The 15593-nt window shown below is 68.1% G+C and carries 17 protein-coding genes and 2 tRNA genes; 13 read left to right on the top strand and 6 right to left on the bottom strand.

Annotation, left to right across the window (positions count from 1 at the left end; translation table 11 throughout):
* Positions 1 to 11: 11 nt before the first annotated feature.
* A complete protein-coding gene (locus HWX00_RS06175; protein WP_006476519.1) occupies positions 12 to 287 on the top strand; it encodes a hypothetical protein in 276 nt (91 codons plus the stop codon).
* Positions 284 to 769: a GNAT family N-acetyltransferase gene (locus HWX00_RS06180; RefSeq protein WP_175028361.1), complete on the top strand. Its 486-nt coding sequence runs from the start codon at positions 284 to 286 to the stop codon at positions 767 to 769. The genes HWX00_RS06175 and HWX00_RS06180 overlap by 4 nt, the downstream gene beginning before the upstream one ends.
* A 102-nt stretch (positions 770 to 871) precedes the next feature.
* On the opposite strand, the gene HWX00_RS06185 is transcribed toward HWX00_RS06180, so the two are convergent.
* From HWX00_RS06185 to pncB, 5 genes are all read right to left on the bottom strand, one after another.
* Entirely contained in the window at positions 872 to 2350 is a 1479-nt protein-coding gene (locus HWX00_RS06185) for a DNA recombination protein RmuC (RefSeq protein ID WP_049034188.1), read from the bottom strand.
* Positions 2347 to 3336 (bottom strand): 2-hydroxyacid dehydrogenase, encoded by a 990-nt coding sequence (locus HWX00_RS06190; protein WP_034186752.1) that lies wholly within the window; start codon positions 3334 to 3336, stop codon positions 2347 to 2349. The genes HWX00_RS06185 and HWX00_RS06190 overlap by 4 nt, the downstream gene beginning before the upstream one ends.
* Before the next feature lie 81 nt (positions 3337 to 3417).
* On the bottom strand, positions 3418 to 4848 hold the full coding sequence (locus HWX00_RS06195) for a sodium:proton antiporter (protein WP_059560721.1): 1431 nt from the start codon (positions 4846 to 4848) through the stop codon (positions 3418 to 3420).
* 43 nt (positions 4849 to 4891) lie between these two features.
* Positions 4892 to 5554, bottom strand: a complete 663-nt coding sequence (locus tag HWX00_RS06200; protein WP_034186481.1) for a LutC/YkgG family protein — start codon at positions 5552 to 5554, stop codon at positions 4892 to 4894.
* Between the two features lie 88 nt (positions 5555 to 5642).
* The gene (pncB, locus tag HWX00_RS06205) at positions 5643 to 6842 is read right to left on the bottom strand and encodes a nicotinate phosphoribosyltransferase (RefSeq protein WP_034186480.1); all 1200 of its coding nucleotides are present in this window, start codon (positions 6840 to 6842) and stop codon (positions 5643 to 5645) included.
* A 287-nt stretch (positions 6843 to 7129) separates the two neighbouring features.
* On the opposite strand from pncB, the gene fdxA reads away from it, so the two are divergent.
* The 8 genes from fdxA to HWX00_RS06245 all read left to right on the top strand — a co-directional run bounded on the left by fdxA (position 7130) and on the right by HWX00_RS06245 (position 11477).
* Positions 7130 to 7453, top strand: a complete 324-nt coding sequence (fdxA, locus tag HWX00_RS06210; RefSeq protein WP_006753067.1) for a ferredoxin FdxA — start codon at positions 7130 to 7132, stop codon at positions 7451 to 7453.
* 103 nt (positions 7454 to 7556) lie between these two features.
* A tRNA-Asn gene (locus HWX00_RS06215) sits at positions 7557 to 7632 on the top strand.
* Between the two features lie 71 nt (positions 7633 to 7703).
* Positions 7704 to 7779: transfer RNA gene (locus tag HWX00_RS06220), tRNA-Asn, on the top strand.
* Between the two features lie 127 nt (positions 7780 to 7906).
* A complete protein-coding gene (locus tag HWX00_RS06225; protein WP_034186479.1) occupies positions 7907 to 8392 on the top strand; it encodes a CreA family protein in 486 nt (161 codons plus the stop codon).
* Positions 8393 to 8455: 63 nt separating this feature from the next.
* Positions 8456 to 9355 carry an AraC family transcriptional regulator gene (locus HWX00_RS06230; RefSeq protein ID WP_124670470.1) on the top strand — a complete coding sequence of 300 codons (900 nt, stop codon included), beginning with the start codon at positions 8456 to 8458 and terminating at the stop codon, positions 9353 to 9355.
* Positions 9356 to 9442: 87 nt separating this feature from the next.
* Positions 9443 to 10195 (top strand): AzlC family ABC transporter permease, encoded by a 753-nt coding sequence (locus HWX00_RS06235; protein ID WP_034186477.1) that lies wholly within the window; start codon positions 9443 to 9445, stop codon positions 10193 to 10195.
* Positions 10192 to 10530: an AzlD domain-containing protein gene (locus HWX00_RS06240; protein ID WP_049028167.1), complete on the top strand. Its 339-nt coding sequence runs from the start codon at positions 10192 to 10194 to the stop codon at positions 10528 to 10530. Before HWX00_RS06235 ends, HWX00_RS06240 begins: the two co-directional genes overlap by 4 nt.
* A 161-nt stretch (positions 10531 to 10691) precedes the next feature.
* A complete protein-coding gene (locus tag HWX00_RS06245; RefSeq protein WP_034186475.1) occupies positions 10692 to 11477 on the top strand; it encodes a DUF4088 family protein in 786 nt (261 codons plus the stop codon).
* Positions 11478 to 11605: 128 nt separating this feature from the next.
* Here the strand turns inward: HWX00_RS06245 and HWX00_RS06250 are convergent, their stop codons facing one another.
* Positions 11606 to 12007 (bottom strand): hypothetical protein, encoded by a 402-nt coding sequence (locus tag HWX00_RS06250; RefSeq protein WP_034186474.1) that lies wholly within the window; start codon positions 12005 to 12007, stop codon positions 11606 to 11608.
* Between the two features lie 269 nt (positions 12008 to 12276).
* Between HWX00_RS06250 and HWX00_RS06255 the strand changes: the two genes are divergently transcribed.
* The 3 genes from HWX00_RS06255 (at position 12277) to fumC (ending at position 15561) form a co-directional block, all read left to right on the top strand.
* Positions 12277 to 12495 (top strand): RNA-binding S4 domain-containing protein, encoded by a 219-nt coding sequence (locus HWX00_RS06255; RefSeq protein WP_034186473.1) that lies wholly within the window; start codon positions 12277 to 12279, stop codon positions 12493 to 12495.
* Between the two features lie 137 nt (positions 12496 to 12632).
* A complete protein-coding gene (gene norM / locus HWX00_RS06260; RefSeq protein WP_034186472.1) occupies positions 12633 to 14021 on the top strand; it encodes a multidrug efflux MATE transporter NorM in 1389 nt (462 codons plus the stop codon).
* Between the two features lie 145 nt (positions 14022 to 14166).
* Positions 14167 to 15561 (top strand): class II fumarate hydratase, encoded by a 1395-nt coding sequence (gene fumC, locus HWX00_RS06265; RefSeq protein ID WP_034186471.1) that lies wholly within the window; start codon positions 14167 to 14169, stop codon positions 15559 to 15561.
* The last annotated feature ends 32 nt before the right edge of the window (positions 15562 to 15593 follow it).

A 15593-nucleotide genomic window follows, 5' to 3' on the forward strand; every position in this document is an offset into this window, starting at 1 on the left:
GCAATCCGCACATGAAGAAACAAATCTCGTCGATCGCCGCGGGGCAGACCGCAAAGGCGCTGATCCTCGTGTATCTGACGTTCAGCGTGCCGATCGTGCTGCTCGGCATTCTCGTCGCGTACATCCGCTACGGGATGGTCGAACTGAGCACGATCCTGAGCGCACTGCTGCTGAACGCCATTCTCGGCTTCGTGCTGCTGTGGATCGCCTGCCACGCGTACAACTGGGTCGCGTCGCGCTTCGGCGGCATCGAGATCGTGCTGTCCGATCCGCCGGAGGAAGCGTGAGCGGCACGCCGCTGATCCGCGCGGCCGAAACACGCGACGTCGGCGCGATCCTCGCGCTGATGCGCGAACTGGCCGCGTTCGAAAAGCTCACGGATCTGTTCGTCGCGACCGAGGCCGATCTCGCCGATGCGTTGTTCGGCGAACACCCCGCCGCCGAAGCGCGGGTGGCCGAGCACGACGGTGCGATCGTCGCGTATGCACTGTTCTTCCACAACTATTCGACGTTCCTCGGCCGTCGCGGCCTCTACCTCGAGGATCTGTACGTGCAGCCGTCGCAGCGCGGCACGGGCCTCGGCACCGCGATGCTGCGTCATCTCGCGGCCCTGGCCGTCGAGCGCCGTTGCGCTCGCTTCGAATGGTCGGTCCTCGACTGGAACCAGCCCGCGATCGAGTTCTACGAGAAAATGGGCGCGACCGTGCTGCCCGAATGGCGCATCGTCCGCGTCACGGGCGACGCGCTGGGTACACTCGCCGGACAATGAGCGCGGGCCGGCCGCTCCGGTGGTCGCTTCAGAAACTGCTTCAACGGAAAACGGGCGCCTCGGCGCCCGTTTTTTCGTCCCGCTTGCTGTGGGCGACTCACGTCATGCGTCGTCCGCATCGGCGCCGTCAGCACCTTCCGCACCGAGCAGCCCGGCCGCCGTATCGCCCGGCAGCGCCTCGACCTGCTTCAGCTTGCGGCTCATCACGCGCGTGCGCTGCTCGGCCGCCTCGATCGAACGCGTGACCGTTTCGAGCTGCGACTTCGTGCGCGCGAGCACGTCGCCGAACTTGCCGAATTCCGTCTTGACCGCGCCGAGCACCTGCCACACCTCGCTCGAGCGCTGCTCGATCGCGAGCGTGCGGAACCCCATCTGCAGGCTGTTGAGCAGCGCGGTGAGCGTCGTCGGCCCGGCAATCGTCACGCGATAGTCGCGCTGCAGCAGGTCGGTCAGTCCGGGGCGGCGCAGAATCTCCGCGTAAAGCCCTTCCGTCGGCAAAAACAGGAGCGCGAAATCGGTCGTGTGCGGCGGCGCGACGTATTTCTCGGCGATCGTGCGCGCTTCCAGCCGCACGCGCGTCTCGAGCGCACGGGCCGCCTCCTCGACGGCCACCACGTCGGCGCGCTCCTGCGCATCGATCAGCCGCTCGTAGTCTTCGCGCGGGAATTTCGCATCGATCGGCAGCCACACGGGCGGCGCATCGCGCGTACCGGCGTCGCGCCCCGGCAACCGGATCGCGAATTCGACGCGCTCGGTGCTCTTCGGCACCGTTGCGACGTTCTTCGCGTACTGGTCGGGCGTCAGCATCTGTTCGAGCAACGCCTCGAGCTGCACTTCGCCCCAGGTGCCGCGCGTCTTCACGTTGGTCAGCACCTTCTTCAGGTCGCCGACGCCGGCCGCGAGCGTCTGCATTTCGCCGAGCCCGCGATGGACCTGTTCGAGCCGGTCCGACACGAGCTTGAACGATTCGCCGAGCCGCTGCTCGAGCGTCGCATGCAGTTTCTCGTCGACGGTACGGCGCATCTCCTCGAGTTTCGCCGCGTTGTTGGTCTCGATTTCCTTCAGCCGTTGTTCGAGCGTCGCGCGCACCTCGCCGATCCGGCGGTCGTTCGCCTCGGTCAGTTGCGTGAGTTGCCGGTTCAACGTGTCGCCGAACAGCCGGAGCGCGCCCGTCTGCTCTTCGCGCGCCTGCTGCGCCTGGCGCTGCACGCTCTCGCGCATCGCGTCGAATTGCTGCGCATTGCCGGCGACGAGCTTGCCGAGCTGCTGCGCGAAACCCTCGATCTGGTTGTTCTGTACGGTCGCCACGCTCGTCAGCTGCGCGGCGAGCGTCTGCTGAAGCTGCGCGAAACTGCCGGCCAGCTCGGTGCGCGAGCCGCGCGCACTCTCGACGATCTCCCCGCGCAATTCGCGTTCGAGCCGCTCGACCGCGCGCGCCTGCGCGTGCGCGGCGTCCTCGATCTGGTCGCCGAGTACGGCCGCGTCGTCGTGACGGCCGCCGCCGCGCACGAGCGCGACGATCGCCACCGCGAGCGCGACGGCCAGCACGACGACCGCCGCAAGCAACAACGTCATCGTCATGCGCGCGGCTTCCCGATCACGTCAGGGTTGATCGGATTCGGCGGCTGACCGGCGCGCGGCCCCTCGCCCAGTGCGGCGATCAGGTTGTCGGCGGCGAGGTTCGCCATCGCGCGGCGCGTCTGTTCGGTCGCGCTCGCGATATGCGGCGTCAGCACGACGTTCGGCACCTCGAGCAGCGCCGGATGCACGGTCGGCTCGCCCTCGTACACGTCGAGGCCGGCCGCGGCGATCGTCCCGTCACGCAGCGCGGCAGCCAGCGCCGCGTCGTCGACGATCCCGCCGCGCGCGATGTTGGTCAGCGTCGCGGTGGGCTTCATCTTCGCGAGCTCGGCCGCACCGATCGTGTGATGGTTCTCCTTCGTGTACGGCAGCACGAGCACGACGTGATCGGCGCGTGCGAGCAGCGCATCCTTCGACACGTACTCGGCGTTCAGCTCGGCCTCGATCTCGGGCGCGACTCGCGAACGATTGTGATAGATCACCTGCATCCCGAAGCCGCGCGCGCGGCGCGCGAGCGCCTGGCCGATGCGGCCCATCCCGATGACGCCGAGCGTCGAGCCGTAGATGTCGGAGCCGAGAAAACCGTCGTACGCCCACTTCCGCCAGTGACCGGCGCGCAACCAGTGCTCGGATTCGGCGATCCGGCGTGCGGCGGCCATCATCAGCGCCCAGCCGAAATCGGCGGTCGACTCGTTCAGCACGTCGGGCGTATTGGTGCCGAGCACGTTCGCCGCGTTGAACGCGGCCATGTCGAAGTTGTTGTAGCCGACCGCCATGTTCGCCACGACGCGCAGGCGCGGGGCCGCCGCGAGCGTCGCCGCGCCGACCGGGTCGCCGGCCGTCAGCGCGCCGTCCTTGTCGGCCAGACGCGCGGCGAGCGCATCGGGCGCGAGCGCGTCGCCGTCGTTCCAGTCGACGTCGAAATACTGCTTGAGCCGTTCGATCACGTCCGGAAAGATCGGACGCGCGACCAGGATCTTCTGCATCGCCATCTCCGTATGCCGCGAGCCGGTCGCGGCGCGCGCCGCGCCGCCGGGACCACCCGCGCTGGGTTGAAAGTCGTCAGGTTACGCCGGGAAGAAAATCAGCGACGTCAGCAGGAACACCGGGACCAGAATCACGAGTGCCCAGCCGAGGTACGCGAAGAAGCTCGGCATCTTCACGCCGCGCGACTCCGCGATCGCCTTCACCATGAAGTTCGGCGCGTTGCCGATATAACTGTTCGCGCCCATGAACACCGCACCCGCGGAAATCGCCGCGAGCGTCGATGCGCCCGTCGTCATCAGCGCCTGCGCATCGCCGCCCGCGAGGTTGAAGAACACGAGATACGTCGGCGCGTTGTCGAGGAACGACGACAGGATGCCCGTCGCCCAGAAGTACATCGCGTCGATCGGCTTGCCGTCCGGCCCCGTGACGAGATGGACGATCTGTGCGAACGCGCCGTCCGAGCCCGCGCGCAGGATCACGATGACCGGCGCGATCGTCACAAAGATCCCGGCAAACAGCTTCGCGACTTCCTCGATCGGCGCCCAGTTGAATGCATTGCCCTCGCGCGCGGAACGCGGGGTGAGTGCGAGCGACGCGAGCGTCACCAGCACGAGCGCGACATCGCGCACGAGATTCTGCAGCGCGACGTGCGTGCCCCACACGTCGAACGCGATGCCCGGCTTCCACACGCCGCTCATCAGCACGAGCGCGATCACGGCCGCGAGCAGCACGAAGTTGATCTTGCCGTCGATCGACAGTGCGGCGCCGTCGGGCGTCGGGTCGAGTGCGGCCGGCCGCTCCTCGCCGCCCTTCCGGTAGAAGTATGTATCGAGCGCGAAGAACAGCGTCAGCAGCACGACGCAGATGAACAGCATCGGCAGCGCGAGATGGGTCGTCGTCCAGAAGAAGCTCACGCCGTTCAGGAAGCCGAGGAACAGCGGCGGATCGCCGAGCGGCGACAGCGAGCCACCCGCATTCGCGACGAGGAAGATGAAGAAGATCACGACGTGCACGACGTGCTTGCGGTTGTCGTTCGCGCGCAGGAGCGGCCGGATCAGCAGCATCGCGGCACCCGTCGTGCCCATCACGCTCGCGAGCAGCGTGCCGAGCGCGAGGATCGCGGTGTTCAGCTTCGGCGAGCCGTGCAGGTTGCCGTTCACGCAGATGCCGCCCGCGACCGTATAGAGCGCGGTGAGCAGCACGATGAACGGAATGTATTCCTCGAGCAGCGCATGCACGAGCGTGCCGAACGCGGTGCCCGCGCCGAACGCGACCGCGAACGGGACCAGGAACACGACCGCCCAGCCGGCCGCGATCTTGCCGAAGTGGTGATGCCAGAACACCGGCGCGACGAGCGGGAACAGTGCGATCGACAGCAGGATCCCGGCGAACGGGATGCCCCAGAGTGCGGACAGCGCGGCACCGTCGAGCGTGGCGGCCGATGCAAGCGCGGGCGCCGCGCCAAGCGCGATTCCCGACGCCATGCCTGCCCAGGCGGCATGTCGTTTCATGCAGAACTTCCTTGTTCGAGTGGTAGCGGATGCAGCGGGCGCGTCATGCGCCGCGTACGATGATCACATGCACGCGATACGGGCCGTGCGCGCCCAGGACGATGGTCTGCTCGATGTCGCCCGTGCGCGACGGGCCCGACACGAAGTTGACCGCGCGCGGCAATTCGCCGCGCTCCGCGCGAATCAGCGCGAACGCGTCCTCATGCCCGGCGACGATCCGCGAAGCCGGTACGAGCGCGATGTGCGTTTCCGGCAGCAGGCCGGCCGATGCATAGGTGTCGGGGCCGGACAGCAGTACCAGCGAACCCGTTTCGGCGGTCGCGCAAAAGCAGCCGGTAAGGCCGACGAGATCGCCGTCGCGCGGCTTGCGGCACTCGACCGACAGGCCGGCGCCGGCCCAGTCGAGATCGGCCAGCGTGCGCCACGCGACGGCCTGCGCCGGCAGCCCGTGAGCGGAAAGATAGCGGGCGGCGGCGGCAGGCGCGTCGGCCAGCGTCGCGACTTCGTCGACCGTGGTCGACAGGCGCGCGGCTTCGTCGACGAAGGCGGCGACGAGGTCGGCCGGCGCCGGCGGGCGCGGGCCCGGCGGATGACGCGCGAGATAGTCGGCGACGCCGTCGCGCTCCGCTGCGTCGGGTTCGGCCGCGCGCCCCTGCGCCGCGCGGATGCGCGCGAGGATCTGGCGACGGGCAGCGGAAGTGTCCATGAACGGTCCTCGTGACGTTGGCGTGCAATACCGTCCGATTATACCGGCCGCCCCTGCCGCCACGCACCTTCGGCCGAACGGCCGGCGCTCACTTCGACGCGTCTTCCTCGACCGGCTGCGCGATGCCGAACACCTGGCGCAGGTACGCGAGATACGCCTTGTCGTCGCACATGCTCTTGCCCGGCGAGTCCGACAGCTTCGCGACCGGCTGGCCGTTGCAGCGCACCATCTTGATCACGATCTGCAGCGGCACGTAGCCGAGATCGTTGGTGAGGTTCGTGCCGACGCCGAACGCGAGCTTGCAGCGCCCGCGGAACCGTTCGTACAACTGCATGACCTTCGGGATGTCGAGCGCGTCCGAGAACACGAGCACCTTGGTGCGCGGGTCGCAGCGGTTCGCCTCGTAGTGGCGCAGCATGCGCTCGCCCCATTCGAACGGATCGCCCGAGTCGTGGCGCGCGCCGTCGAACAGCTTGCAGAAGTACATGTCGAAGTCGTTCAGGAACGCATCCATCCCGTAGACGTCCGACAGCGCGATCCCGAGGTCGCCGCGATATTCCTTCGCCCACATCTCGAAACCGTAGATCTGCGAATCGCGCAGCCGCGGGCCGAGCGCCTGGCATGCCTGCAGGTACTCGTGCGCCATCGTGCCGAGCGGCGTGATGTCGTGCTTCATCGCGTACAGCACGTTGCTCGTGCCCGCGAACTGCGGGCCGAGCCCGTCGCGCAGCGTGAGCGCGACTTCCTCGTGCCAGACCTTCGAGAAACGCCGGCGCGTGCCGTAGTCGGCGATCTTGCAGTCGGCGAACTCGGGTTCCGCGCCGAGCAGCTTGATCTTCTCGCGCAGCCGCTCGCGGCCCTCGCGATAGTCGGGCTCGCGCTGGGTGTTGCGGAAATAGACTTCGTTGACGATCGCGAGCACCGGGATCTCGAACAGGATCGTGTGCAGCCACGGCCCCTCGATCACGATGTCGATCTCGCCGTTGCCCTTCGGCGACGGCGTGATCGAGATGTATTTCTCGTTCAGGTGGAACAGCGCGAGGAAGTCGACGAAATCGCTCTTGATGAAGCGCATCCGCCGCAGGTAGTCGAGTTCGACGTCGGAAAAGCGCAGCGCGCACAGGCCGCGCACCTCGTCGCGGATCTCGTCGATGTACGGCACGAGGTCGACGCCGGGCGTGCGGCACCGGAAGCGGTACTCGACGTTTGCAGCCGGAAAGTGATGCAGGACGACCTGCATCATCGTGAACTTGTAGAGATCCGTGTCGAGCAGCGAAGTGATGATCATGGTGACGGCACCGCCAATATCGAGACAGGGCACCTGCGCACCGCGCGCCGCCCGGTCAGGCGGCCATGTTACCCGAATGCGGGACCGACCATCGGGAAACCGCCCGCGGCCCTGCTCCCGTCGCGCAGGCGCGCCGCGCACGCGCCTGCGTTGCGCACCCCATAAACTAATCACGAAACGATATAAGCCGGATAGCCGACCACGCGATGCGGGTTTGGCGCTTCAGTTACAATGCCGCTTTTGGCGCAAACGCCACCCCATATATACCGCCAAGCAGGAGCGTTTTAATGACTCACGTTGTGACCGAAGGCTGCATCAAGTGCAAATACACGGATTGCGTGGATGTGTGCCCGGTGGATTGCTTCCGTGAAGGTCCCAACTTTCTCGCCATCGATCCGGACGAGTGCATCGACTGCGCCGTGTGCGTCGCCGAGTGCCCGACCAATGCGATCTATGCCGAAGAAGACGTTCCGGGCGACCAGCAGCAGTTCACCGAGCTGAACGCCGAGCTGGCCAAGAACTGGCCGTCGATCACCAAGACCAAGCCGGCACCGGCCGACGCGGACGAGTGGAAGGACGTGCAGGAGAAGCTGCACCTGCTCGAGCGCTGATCGCGCGGCGGCCGCAGAAATTTTTTTGTAGATCGCGGCCCGAAGGTATTGACAGGTTAGCGACCACTCCATACAATCTCGTTTCTCTGCTGTTGTTGTTTGTTCCCCGATAGCTCAGTCGGTAGAGCGCCGGACTGTTAATCCGTAGGTCCCTGGTTCGAGCCCAGGTCGGGGAGCCAAAAACACGAAGGCCCGTTGAAAGTGGACGGGTTTTTTGTTGGAAACAACGCACGCAGATGTACCGATTTATTCCCCGATAGCTCAGTCGGTAGAGCGCCGGACTGTTAATCCGTAGGTCCCTGGTTCGAGCCCAGGTCGGGGAGCCAAACAATGAAAGGCCCGTCATTCGACGGGCCTTTTGTTTTTCCGGCCACCCTTCCGCGTTTCCGCCGTTCATCGCCCCGTCGCGCGCATGCTAGAGTCTCTGTCCCGCATTCGCATCCGGTTCCGTCGATGAAGCATCGTCTCCTGCGCTCCGCCCCGTTCGCCCTCCTGTTCTCCGCCTTCGCCGCGGCACCGCTCGCGCACGCGGAGGAAGTCGGCAGCGTCAACACCCATTTCCGCGTCACGGGCTCCGACCGCGTGGTCGTCGAAGCGTATGACGATCCGGTCGTGAACGGCGTGACCTGCTACGTATCGCGCGCCCGCACCGGCGGGATCAAGGGCACGCTCGGCGTGGCCGAGGATCCGAGCGAGGCGTCGATCGCCTGCCGGCAGGTCGGGCCGATCAGCTTCAAGGAGCCGCTCAAGCAGCAGACCGACGTGTTCAGCGAACGCATGTCGTTCATCTTCAAGACGCTGCACGTCGTGCGCGTGGTCGACCAGAAGCGCAACACGATCGTCTACCTGACCTACAGCGACCGGATCGTCAGCGGCAGCCCGAAGAATGCCGTCACCGCGGTGCCGATGCCGGCCGGCACGACGATTCCGGTCAAGTAACGCGCACACCGGCCGGGCGCGCGAGCGATACACTGTCGTGTCCGACCGCTCCCGCGCCCGATCATGTCCGCCACCCGCCTTCCCGACGCCGCACGCTACTGGCGCACGCCGCTGCTGCCGGACGCGGATCTCCTCACGGCGACCTATCGCGACCACGCGTTCGCGCCGCACTGGCACGACGCGTACACGATCCCCGTGATTCTCGAGGGCGCGGAACGCTTCACCTATCGCGGCAACGGCTATGTCGCCGAAACGGGCACCGTGCCCGTGATCAATCCCGGTGAAGTGCATACGGGTTCGCGCGCAACCGACGAAGGCTGGTGCTATCGCGTCAGCTACCTGCCGGTCGAATTCGTCCGCGGACTCGCGAGCGCGATCGCCGGCCGCCCGCAGGATGCGCCGTGGTTTGCCTCCGACGTGATTCGCGACGCCGATCTCGCCGCCAGGCTCACCCTCGCGCACCGGATGATGGAAGCCGGCAGCGAGCGCGCGCTGTCGTCGCATGCGCACGGGCAGCCGGCCGGCGATCCGGCAGCCGACGCACCGCGCATCTACGATCCGCTCGCCGCCGAAACGGCGATGCTCGACGCACTGTCGACGCTGATCGTGCGTCATGCCGACGCGCGGCCGCGACCGGCGCCGCTCGCGGCCGACGAACCGCGCGTCGACGCGATGCGCGAGCGGCTCGCGGCCAATCTCATGTGCACGGTGACGCTCGATGACGTCGCGCAGGCAGCCGGCCTGTCGCCGTTCCACGCGGCACGCCTGTTCACGCGCACCACCGGCATGCCGCCGCATGCGTGGCGCAACCAGTTGCGGCTGCAGCGCGCGCTGGCGCCGCTGCGCGCGGGCGTGCCCGTCGCCGACGTCGCGGCGGCCAGCGGCTTCGTCGACCAGAGCCACTTCACGCGACACTTCAAACGGATGTTCGGGGTTCCGCCCGGGCGCTGGCAGGCGAGCTGACGCGGCCGCCCACGCATTCGCGAGCGCAAGAACATACAAGCCGGCCCGCCACCGGCCCGCTATCCTCCCGTTCATGGAGGAGCCCCTTTGAACCCGACACCCGCCTCGCCCCCTCGCCGCCCGCTCAACGAATGGCTCGACGGCGCGCGCGACACGATTCCGATGATGATCGGCGCAGCACCGTTCGGCGTGATTTTCGGCACGCTCGTCGGCGGCGGCCCGCTCGCCGCATGGCACGGCGCACTGATGTCGCTCGCCGTGTTCGCGGGCTCCGCGCAATTCATCGCGCTCGGCCTGATCGCGGGCAGCGCGAGCTTCGTCGTCGTGCTCGCGACCACGCTGATCGTGAACCTGCGCCACCTGCTGTACAGCGCGACGCTCGCGCCCTACGTCGCACACCTGCCGCTGCGCTGGCGTGCCACGCTCGGCGCGTTGATGACCGACGAGGTGTTCGCGGTCGCCCATGCGCACTACCGGCACTTCGCGCCCGGCACGGTTGGCCCCCACTACTTTTTCGGCTCCGGGCTTGCGATGTACCTGAACTGGCAGGTCTGGACGCTCGCGGGCATCGGCTTCGGCGCGGCGTTCCCGGGCCTGCAGTCGCTCGGACTCGATTTCGCGATGGCGGCGACCTTCATCGCGATCGTGGTCCCGCAGCTCGGCACGTTGCGCTATTTCGCGGCGGCCGCGACGGCCGGCACGCTCGCCTGCTTCTGGCAGGGCTGGCCGTACAAGCTCGGGCTGCTCGGCGCGGTCGCCGCCGGCGTCGCGATCGGCGTCACGCTCACGTTGCTGCACGAACGCAGGCGCACCGGCTCGCGCACGGAGGCGACATCGTGAGCTACGCGCTGCTGATCCTCGGAATGGCCGTCATCACCTACGCGATCCGCTCGACGCTGTTCCTGTTCGGCGAGCGGCTGACCTTCCCGCCGCTCGTGCGGACCGCGCTCGGCTTCGTGCCCGTGACCGTGCTGACGGCGATCATCGTGCCGATGACCGTCTCGCCGCACGGCGGCCCGGCCGAGCTGACCTGGCGCAATCCGCAGCTCGTCGGCGCGCTCGCCGCCGTGCTCGTGTCGGCGGCAACCCGCCGCCCGCTCGTGACGATCGCCGCGGGGCTCGCGGTGTTCTTCTTCTGGCAAGGGGTCGTGATCCCCCACTGGCTGCCCGCCTGAGCGGACGCTCTACCGCGCACGCTCAAGTTTCCGCCCGGCGCGCCGATATAGGGGATGAAGACCCGCCACCGGCCTCGGCGCGCACCGGTCAGTCGACGCTGCGCCCGCCCCGGTGCGCCGTGCCGGCCGTCGGCTTGCGCGGGCCGCCATCGAGACGATTCATGGGCCAGATCACCCTTTCCCTCAAGGACGACACGCTCGAGTCCCTGCGCAAGGACTACGACGCGTTCGTCCGCGTGTCGCTGAAACTCGACCCGCAGTTCGCGACACCGTCGTTCGAGGATTTCCTGCGCGCCAAGCTGCTCGACAACATGGTGCCGCTGACCGAACACGCGGTGCAGCGGATGCTGCAGGGCGGCCAGTACGCATGGGCCAAGCGCACGCTCGACAAGGAGTTTCCGGACGTCGTCGCGATCCTGATGCGACAGGCCGGCGAATTCGGCTTCGGCTTCGCGTCGCGCTCCGAATGGACCCCCGACGAACTCGCGAAAGCGTGCCGCGACTGGGCGAAGGCGATCGTCGCCGAAGCGCAGGGCGACCCGTCGCTGATCGACCCGCTCGCGTCGCAGATCAAGGGCGCGGCGCAGGACATCCAGGCGCTCGAGGAGCTGATGCAGACGCCTGCGTGGCGGCTCGCCGAATCGTTGCGCCAGCGCATCTACGAGGCCAAGCTCGCGTGCGAGATGAGCGTCGGCAGCACCGCGCGCGACAAGCTCGGCGAACTGCGCGGGCTGCTGCGGCTGGGCCTTGCGCACGGCTCGTTCCAGAAGCAGGAAGCGCAGCAGATCATGGAGTACCTGCGGCTGCTGAAGCCGGAGATCTTCGTCGAGGAACCGTACGACGTCTTCGCACGGCTCGCCGCGTGGCTGCGCAGCGTGTTCACGCCGGCCGCCGTGCGACCGTCGCAGGGACAACCGGGACAAGGGCAAGGACAGCGCCGGCCATGACCGCGCACCCATCCCGCTGACAGCATGAACCCATGAAAACGGCCCGGCTCGCATGAGGCGAACCGGGCCGTCGGACCGCTGCGGGCGCGACGCCCGGGGGGCGAGCGTCGCGCGGCGCCGGGCGTCGCTTACTGCGTGGCGCCCTGGGCCGATGCACCGCCTTGCGCGCCGACCGACGCGCCGCCTTCGGTCGCTTCGCCGGCTTTCGCCTTGGCGGCGCCGACATGGCCCTTGGCCGACTTCGCGGCATGCTTCGTGTGCTTCTTGGCCGAATGGACGGCCGACGACGCGGTATCCTTCGCGCCGTCGGCTGCCGCGCCGACCGCATCGGTTGCGCCGCCGACCGCGTTGCCCGACGCGTTCGCGCCGGCGCTGCCCTGTACGCCTGCGCCGACACCTGCGGCCGGCGTCTGTGCCTGCACGCCGGCACCGGCTGCACCCTGCGCCGCCGTCCCCGTCTGGGCAAATGCGGCCGAAGTGGCGAACGCCGTCAGCGCGGCACCGATCAGCATCGTACGAATCTTGGACATGGCAATTCTCCTCGAGAAGTTGTGAGCCCGGACCGCTGCGATGCGGTCCGTCGCGTCCCCGCCGCAACACGCAGCAGGTACGACAAAAGACCCGCGGCGCGCCCGGCCGGTTCTCGAATCTCTCAGACTGTTACCCACCGTTTCATTTGCTGACGAATCGCTCACAGTCCTTAACAACTGCGGGCCGTGGCGGCCCGCGCTCGCGCGTCGGCCCGCGGTGCCGTATGATGCGGAGCGTTTCCTCCCGCGCCTTGCGCACCTCCTTCGTCATGCCCAACCTGGATTTCACGCTGACCGGCGAATACGTCGAGCTGCACAACCTTCTCAAGATCACCGGCCTCGCGGACAGCGGCGGGAGCGCGAAAGTGATCGTCGCGTCCGGCGCGGTCAAAGTCGACGGCGCGGTCGAGCTGCGCAAGACCTGCAAGATCCGCGCGGGCCAGGTCGTGCTGCTCGGCGACACGCGCATCGCGGTGCGCGAGGCCTAGCACCCGCGGCGTTCCCCCTGTCCGCGACATGGCCATCGGCGCACGCGTTCGACACCGTACGAATAAAGCCGTAAGCTAGCCGTCTCTCAAAATAAATACATACAGCGCGGGCCCGCACCCGCGCGAGCGCCCATTCCATGTCGCATTCCGGTCTTACGCGGACGGCCGCCGCGCCGCCGTCGCTATCCAGTCACGCCGCCGATACCGCGCGCCTCGCCGCGCCACTCGCGATCGCGCAACTTTCCCAGATGGCGATGAGCGTCACCGACACGGTGCTGCTCGGTTCGCTCGGCCCCGATTCGCTCGCGGCGGGCGGGCTCGGCGCGAACTTCTTCTTCGTCATCGTCACGATCCTGCAGGGCGTGCTGTCGTCGGTCAGCGTGAGCGTCGCGCACGCGCGCGGCGCGCAGGCCGAGGACCGCGTGCCGCACATCTACTGGACGGGCTTCGCGCTGTCGGTGCTGCTCGCGATCCCGGCGATCGTTGCGCTGTCGCTGTCCGAACCGATCCTGCTGATGTTCCACGAGCCGCCGCTGCTCGCGCATCACGTCGGCGAATACACGGGCATCCTGCGCTACGCGGCGCTCGGCAGCCTGATCGGCGTCGGGCTGATGCGGGCATTCCTGCCGGCGATCGGCGCCGCGCGGCGGTTGCTGTGGGTGTCGATCGGCGGCGTCGGCGTCAACGGCGTGCTGAACTACGGGCTGATCCACGGCGCGTTCGGGCTGCCGCGCCTCGGTTTTCTCGGCTCGGCCGTCGCGACGACGATCACGATCTGGCTCACCGCGCTCGCCCTGATCTGGCTGCTGCACGGCCGGCGGCGCTTCCGTCATTTCGTGACCGCGTCGCGCCCGAAGCTGCCCACGATGGGCGAACTGATCGGCATCGGCTGGCCCGTCGCGATCACGTACGGGGTCGAATCGACGCTGTTCCTCGCCACCGGCCTCACGGTCGGCGTGCTGGGCGCGACGTCGCTTGCCGCGCACCAGATCGCGCTGAACGTCGCGTCGGTGTCGTTCATGGTGCCGCTCGCGATCGGCCAGGCCGCCAACGTGCGCGTCGGCTACTGGGTCGGCGCGGGTTCGCCCGTCGCCGCGCGGCACGCGGGCTTCGTCGCACTCGCGCTCGGCGTCGCGTTCATGTCGCTGTCGGGCGTCGTGATGATCGTCGCGCCGCATACGATCGTCGGCCTGTACCTGAATCTCGACGACCCGGCCAACGCGGCCACGGTGTCGCTCGCCGCCTCGCTGCTCGGCATCGCCGCGGTGTTCCAGATCGTCGACGGCATGCAGACCGTCGCGTCGGGCGCGCTGCGCGGCCTGAAGGACACGCGCATCCCGATGCTCGCGGCGACCTTCGGCTACTGGGGCATCGGCTTCCCGACCGGCTACTGGTTCGCGTTCCACGCGGGCCTCGGCGCACGCGGCCTGTGGTGGGGGCTCGCCGCCGGCCTCGCGAGCGTCGCCGCGCTGATGGCATGGCGCTTTCATCTGAAAACCGCGTCGCTCGTCGCGACGCGGCACTGAGCGCGACACGACGCGAAATCGCGACCGGCGCTATGCTTGTCGGCTGAACACCTCGAGACGCCGCGCGAGCGGCGCGACTGCCTCACGATACGCCTGATGCCGCGCGACGACGCGCGGCCTTTCCCCTTTCCAGGAGGAGTGCATCATGAACGAAGCAGTTCGGATGGAACGCGACACGTTCGGCGAAATCGCCGTGCCGGCCGACCGACTTTGGGGCGCGCAAACCGAGCGCTCGCTGCAGAATTTCCGGATCTCGACCGAGAAGCAGTCGCCCGAGCTGATCCACGCGCTGGCGATCGTCAAGCGCGCCGCGGCGGCCGTGAACCAGTCGCTCGGCGTGCTCGCCGACGACAAGGCGCGCGCGATCATCGACGCGGCCGACGAGATCATCGCCGGCAAGCATCCGCGCGAATTCCCGCTCGCGGTGTGGCAGACGGGCTCCGGCACGCAGACCAACATGAACCTCAACGAGGTGATCGCGAATCGCGCGAGCGAGCTGCTGGGCGGCGAGCGCGGCGAAGCGCGCAAGGTCCATCCGAACGACGACGTGAATCGCGGCCAGTCGTCGAACGACGTGTTCCCGACCGCGATGCACATCGCGGCCGCGTACGCGATCGTCAATCATCTGCTGCCGGCACTGCGCACGCTGCGCGCGACGCTCGACGCGAAGTCGAAGGCGTTCGCCGACATCGTGAAGATCGGCCGCACCCACCTGCAGGACGCGACGCCGCTCACGCTCGGCCAGGAGTTTTCCGGCTACGTCGCGCAGCTCGACCAGGGCATCCGTCACGTCGAATCGGCGCTGCCGCACCTGTACGAGCTCGCGCTCGGCGGCACCGCGGTCGGCACCGGGCTGAACGCGCATCCGGAGTTCGCGGTGCGCGTCGCCGACGAGATCGGCCGGCTCGCGAAGCTGCCGTTCGTGACGGCGCCGAGCAAGTTCGAGGTGATGGCGGCCGCCGATGCGCTGGTCTTCGCGCACGGCGCGCTGAAAACGGTCGCGGCGGGCCTGATGAAGATCGCGAACGACGTGCGCTGGCTCGCGAGCGGGCCGCGCTGCGGGCTCGGCGAATTGTCGATTCCGGAAAACGAGCCGGGCAGCTCGATCATGCCGGGCAAGGTGAACCCGACGCAGTCGGAAGCCGTGACGATGCTGTGCTGCCAGGTGTTCGGCAATGACGTCGCGGTCAACGTCGGTGGCGCAAGCGGCAATTTCGAGCTGAACGTGTTCCGGCCGATGATCGCGCACAACGTGCTGCAGTCGGTGCGGCTGCTCGCCGACGGCGCGCAGAGCTTCAACGACCACTGCGCGGTGGGCATCGAACCGAACCGCGCGCGGATCGACCTGCTGCTGAACGAGTCGCTGATGCTCGTGACGGCGCTCAATCCGCACATCGGCTACGACAAGTCCGCGCAGATCGCGAAGAAGGCGCACAAGGAAGGCACGACGCTGAAGGCGGCCGCGCTGGCGCTCGGCTACCTGACCGAGGCGGAATTCGATGCGTGGGTGCGCCCCGAGCAGATGATCGGGACGCGCTAGGGGCAGGACGACGGGCGCGGCGCGTCGAGCGC

Source organism: Burkholderia seminalis DSM 23518 (assembly GCF_902832885.1).
Lineage (GTDB): Bacteria > Pseudomonadota > Gammaproteobacteria > Burkholderiales > Burkholderiaceae > Burkholderia > Burkholderia seminalis.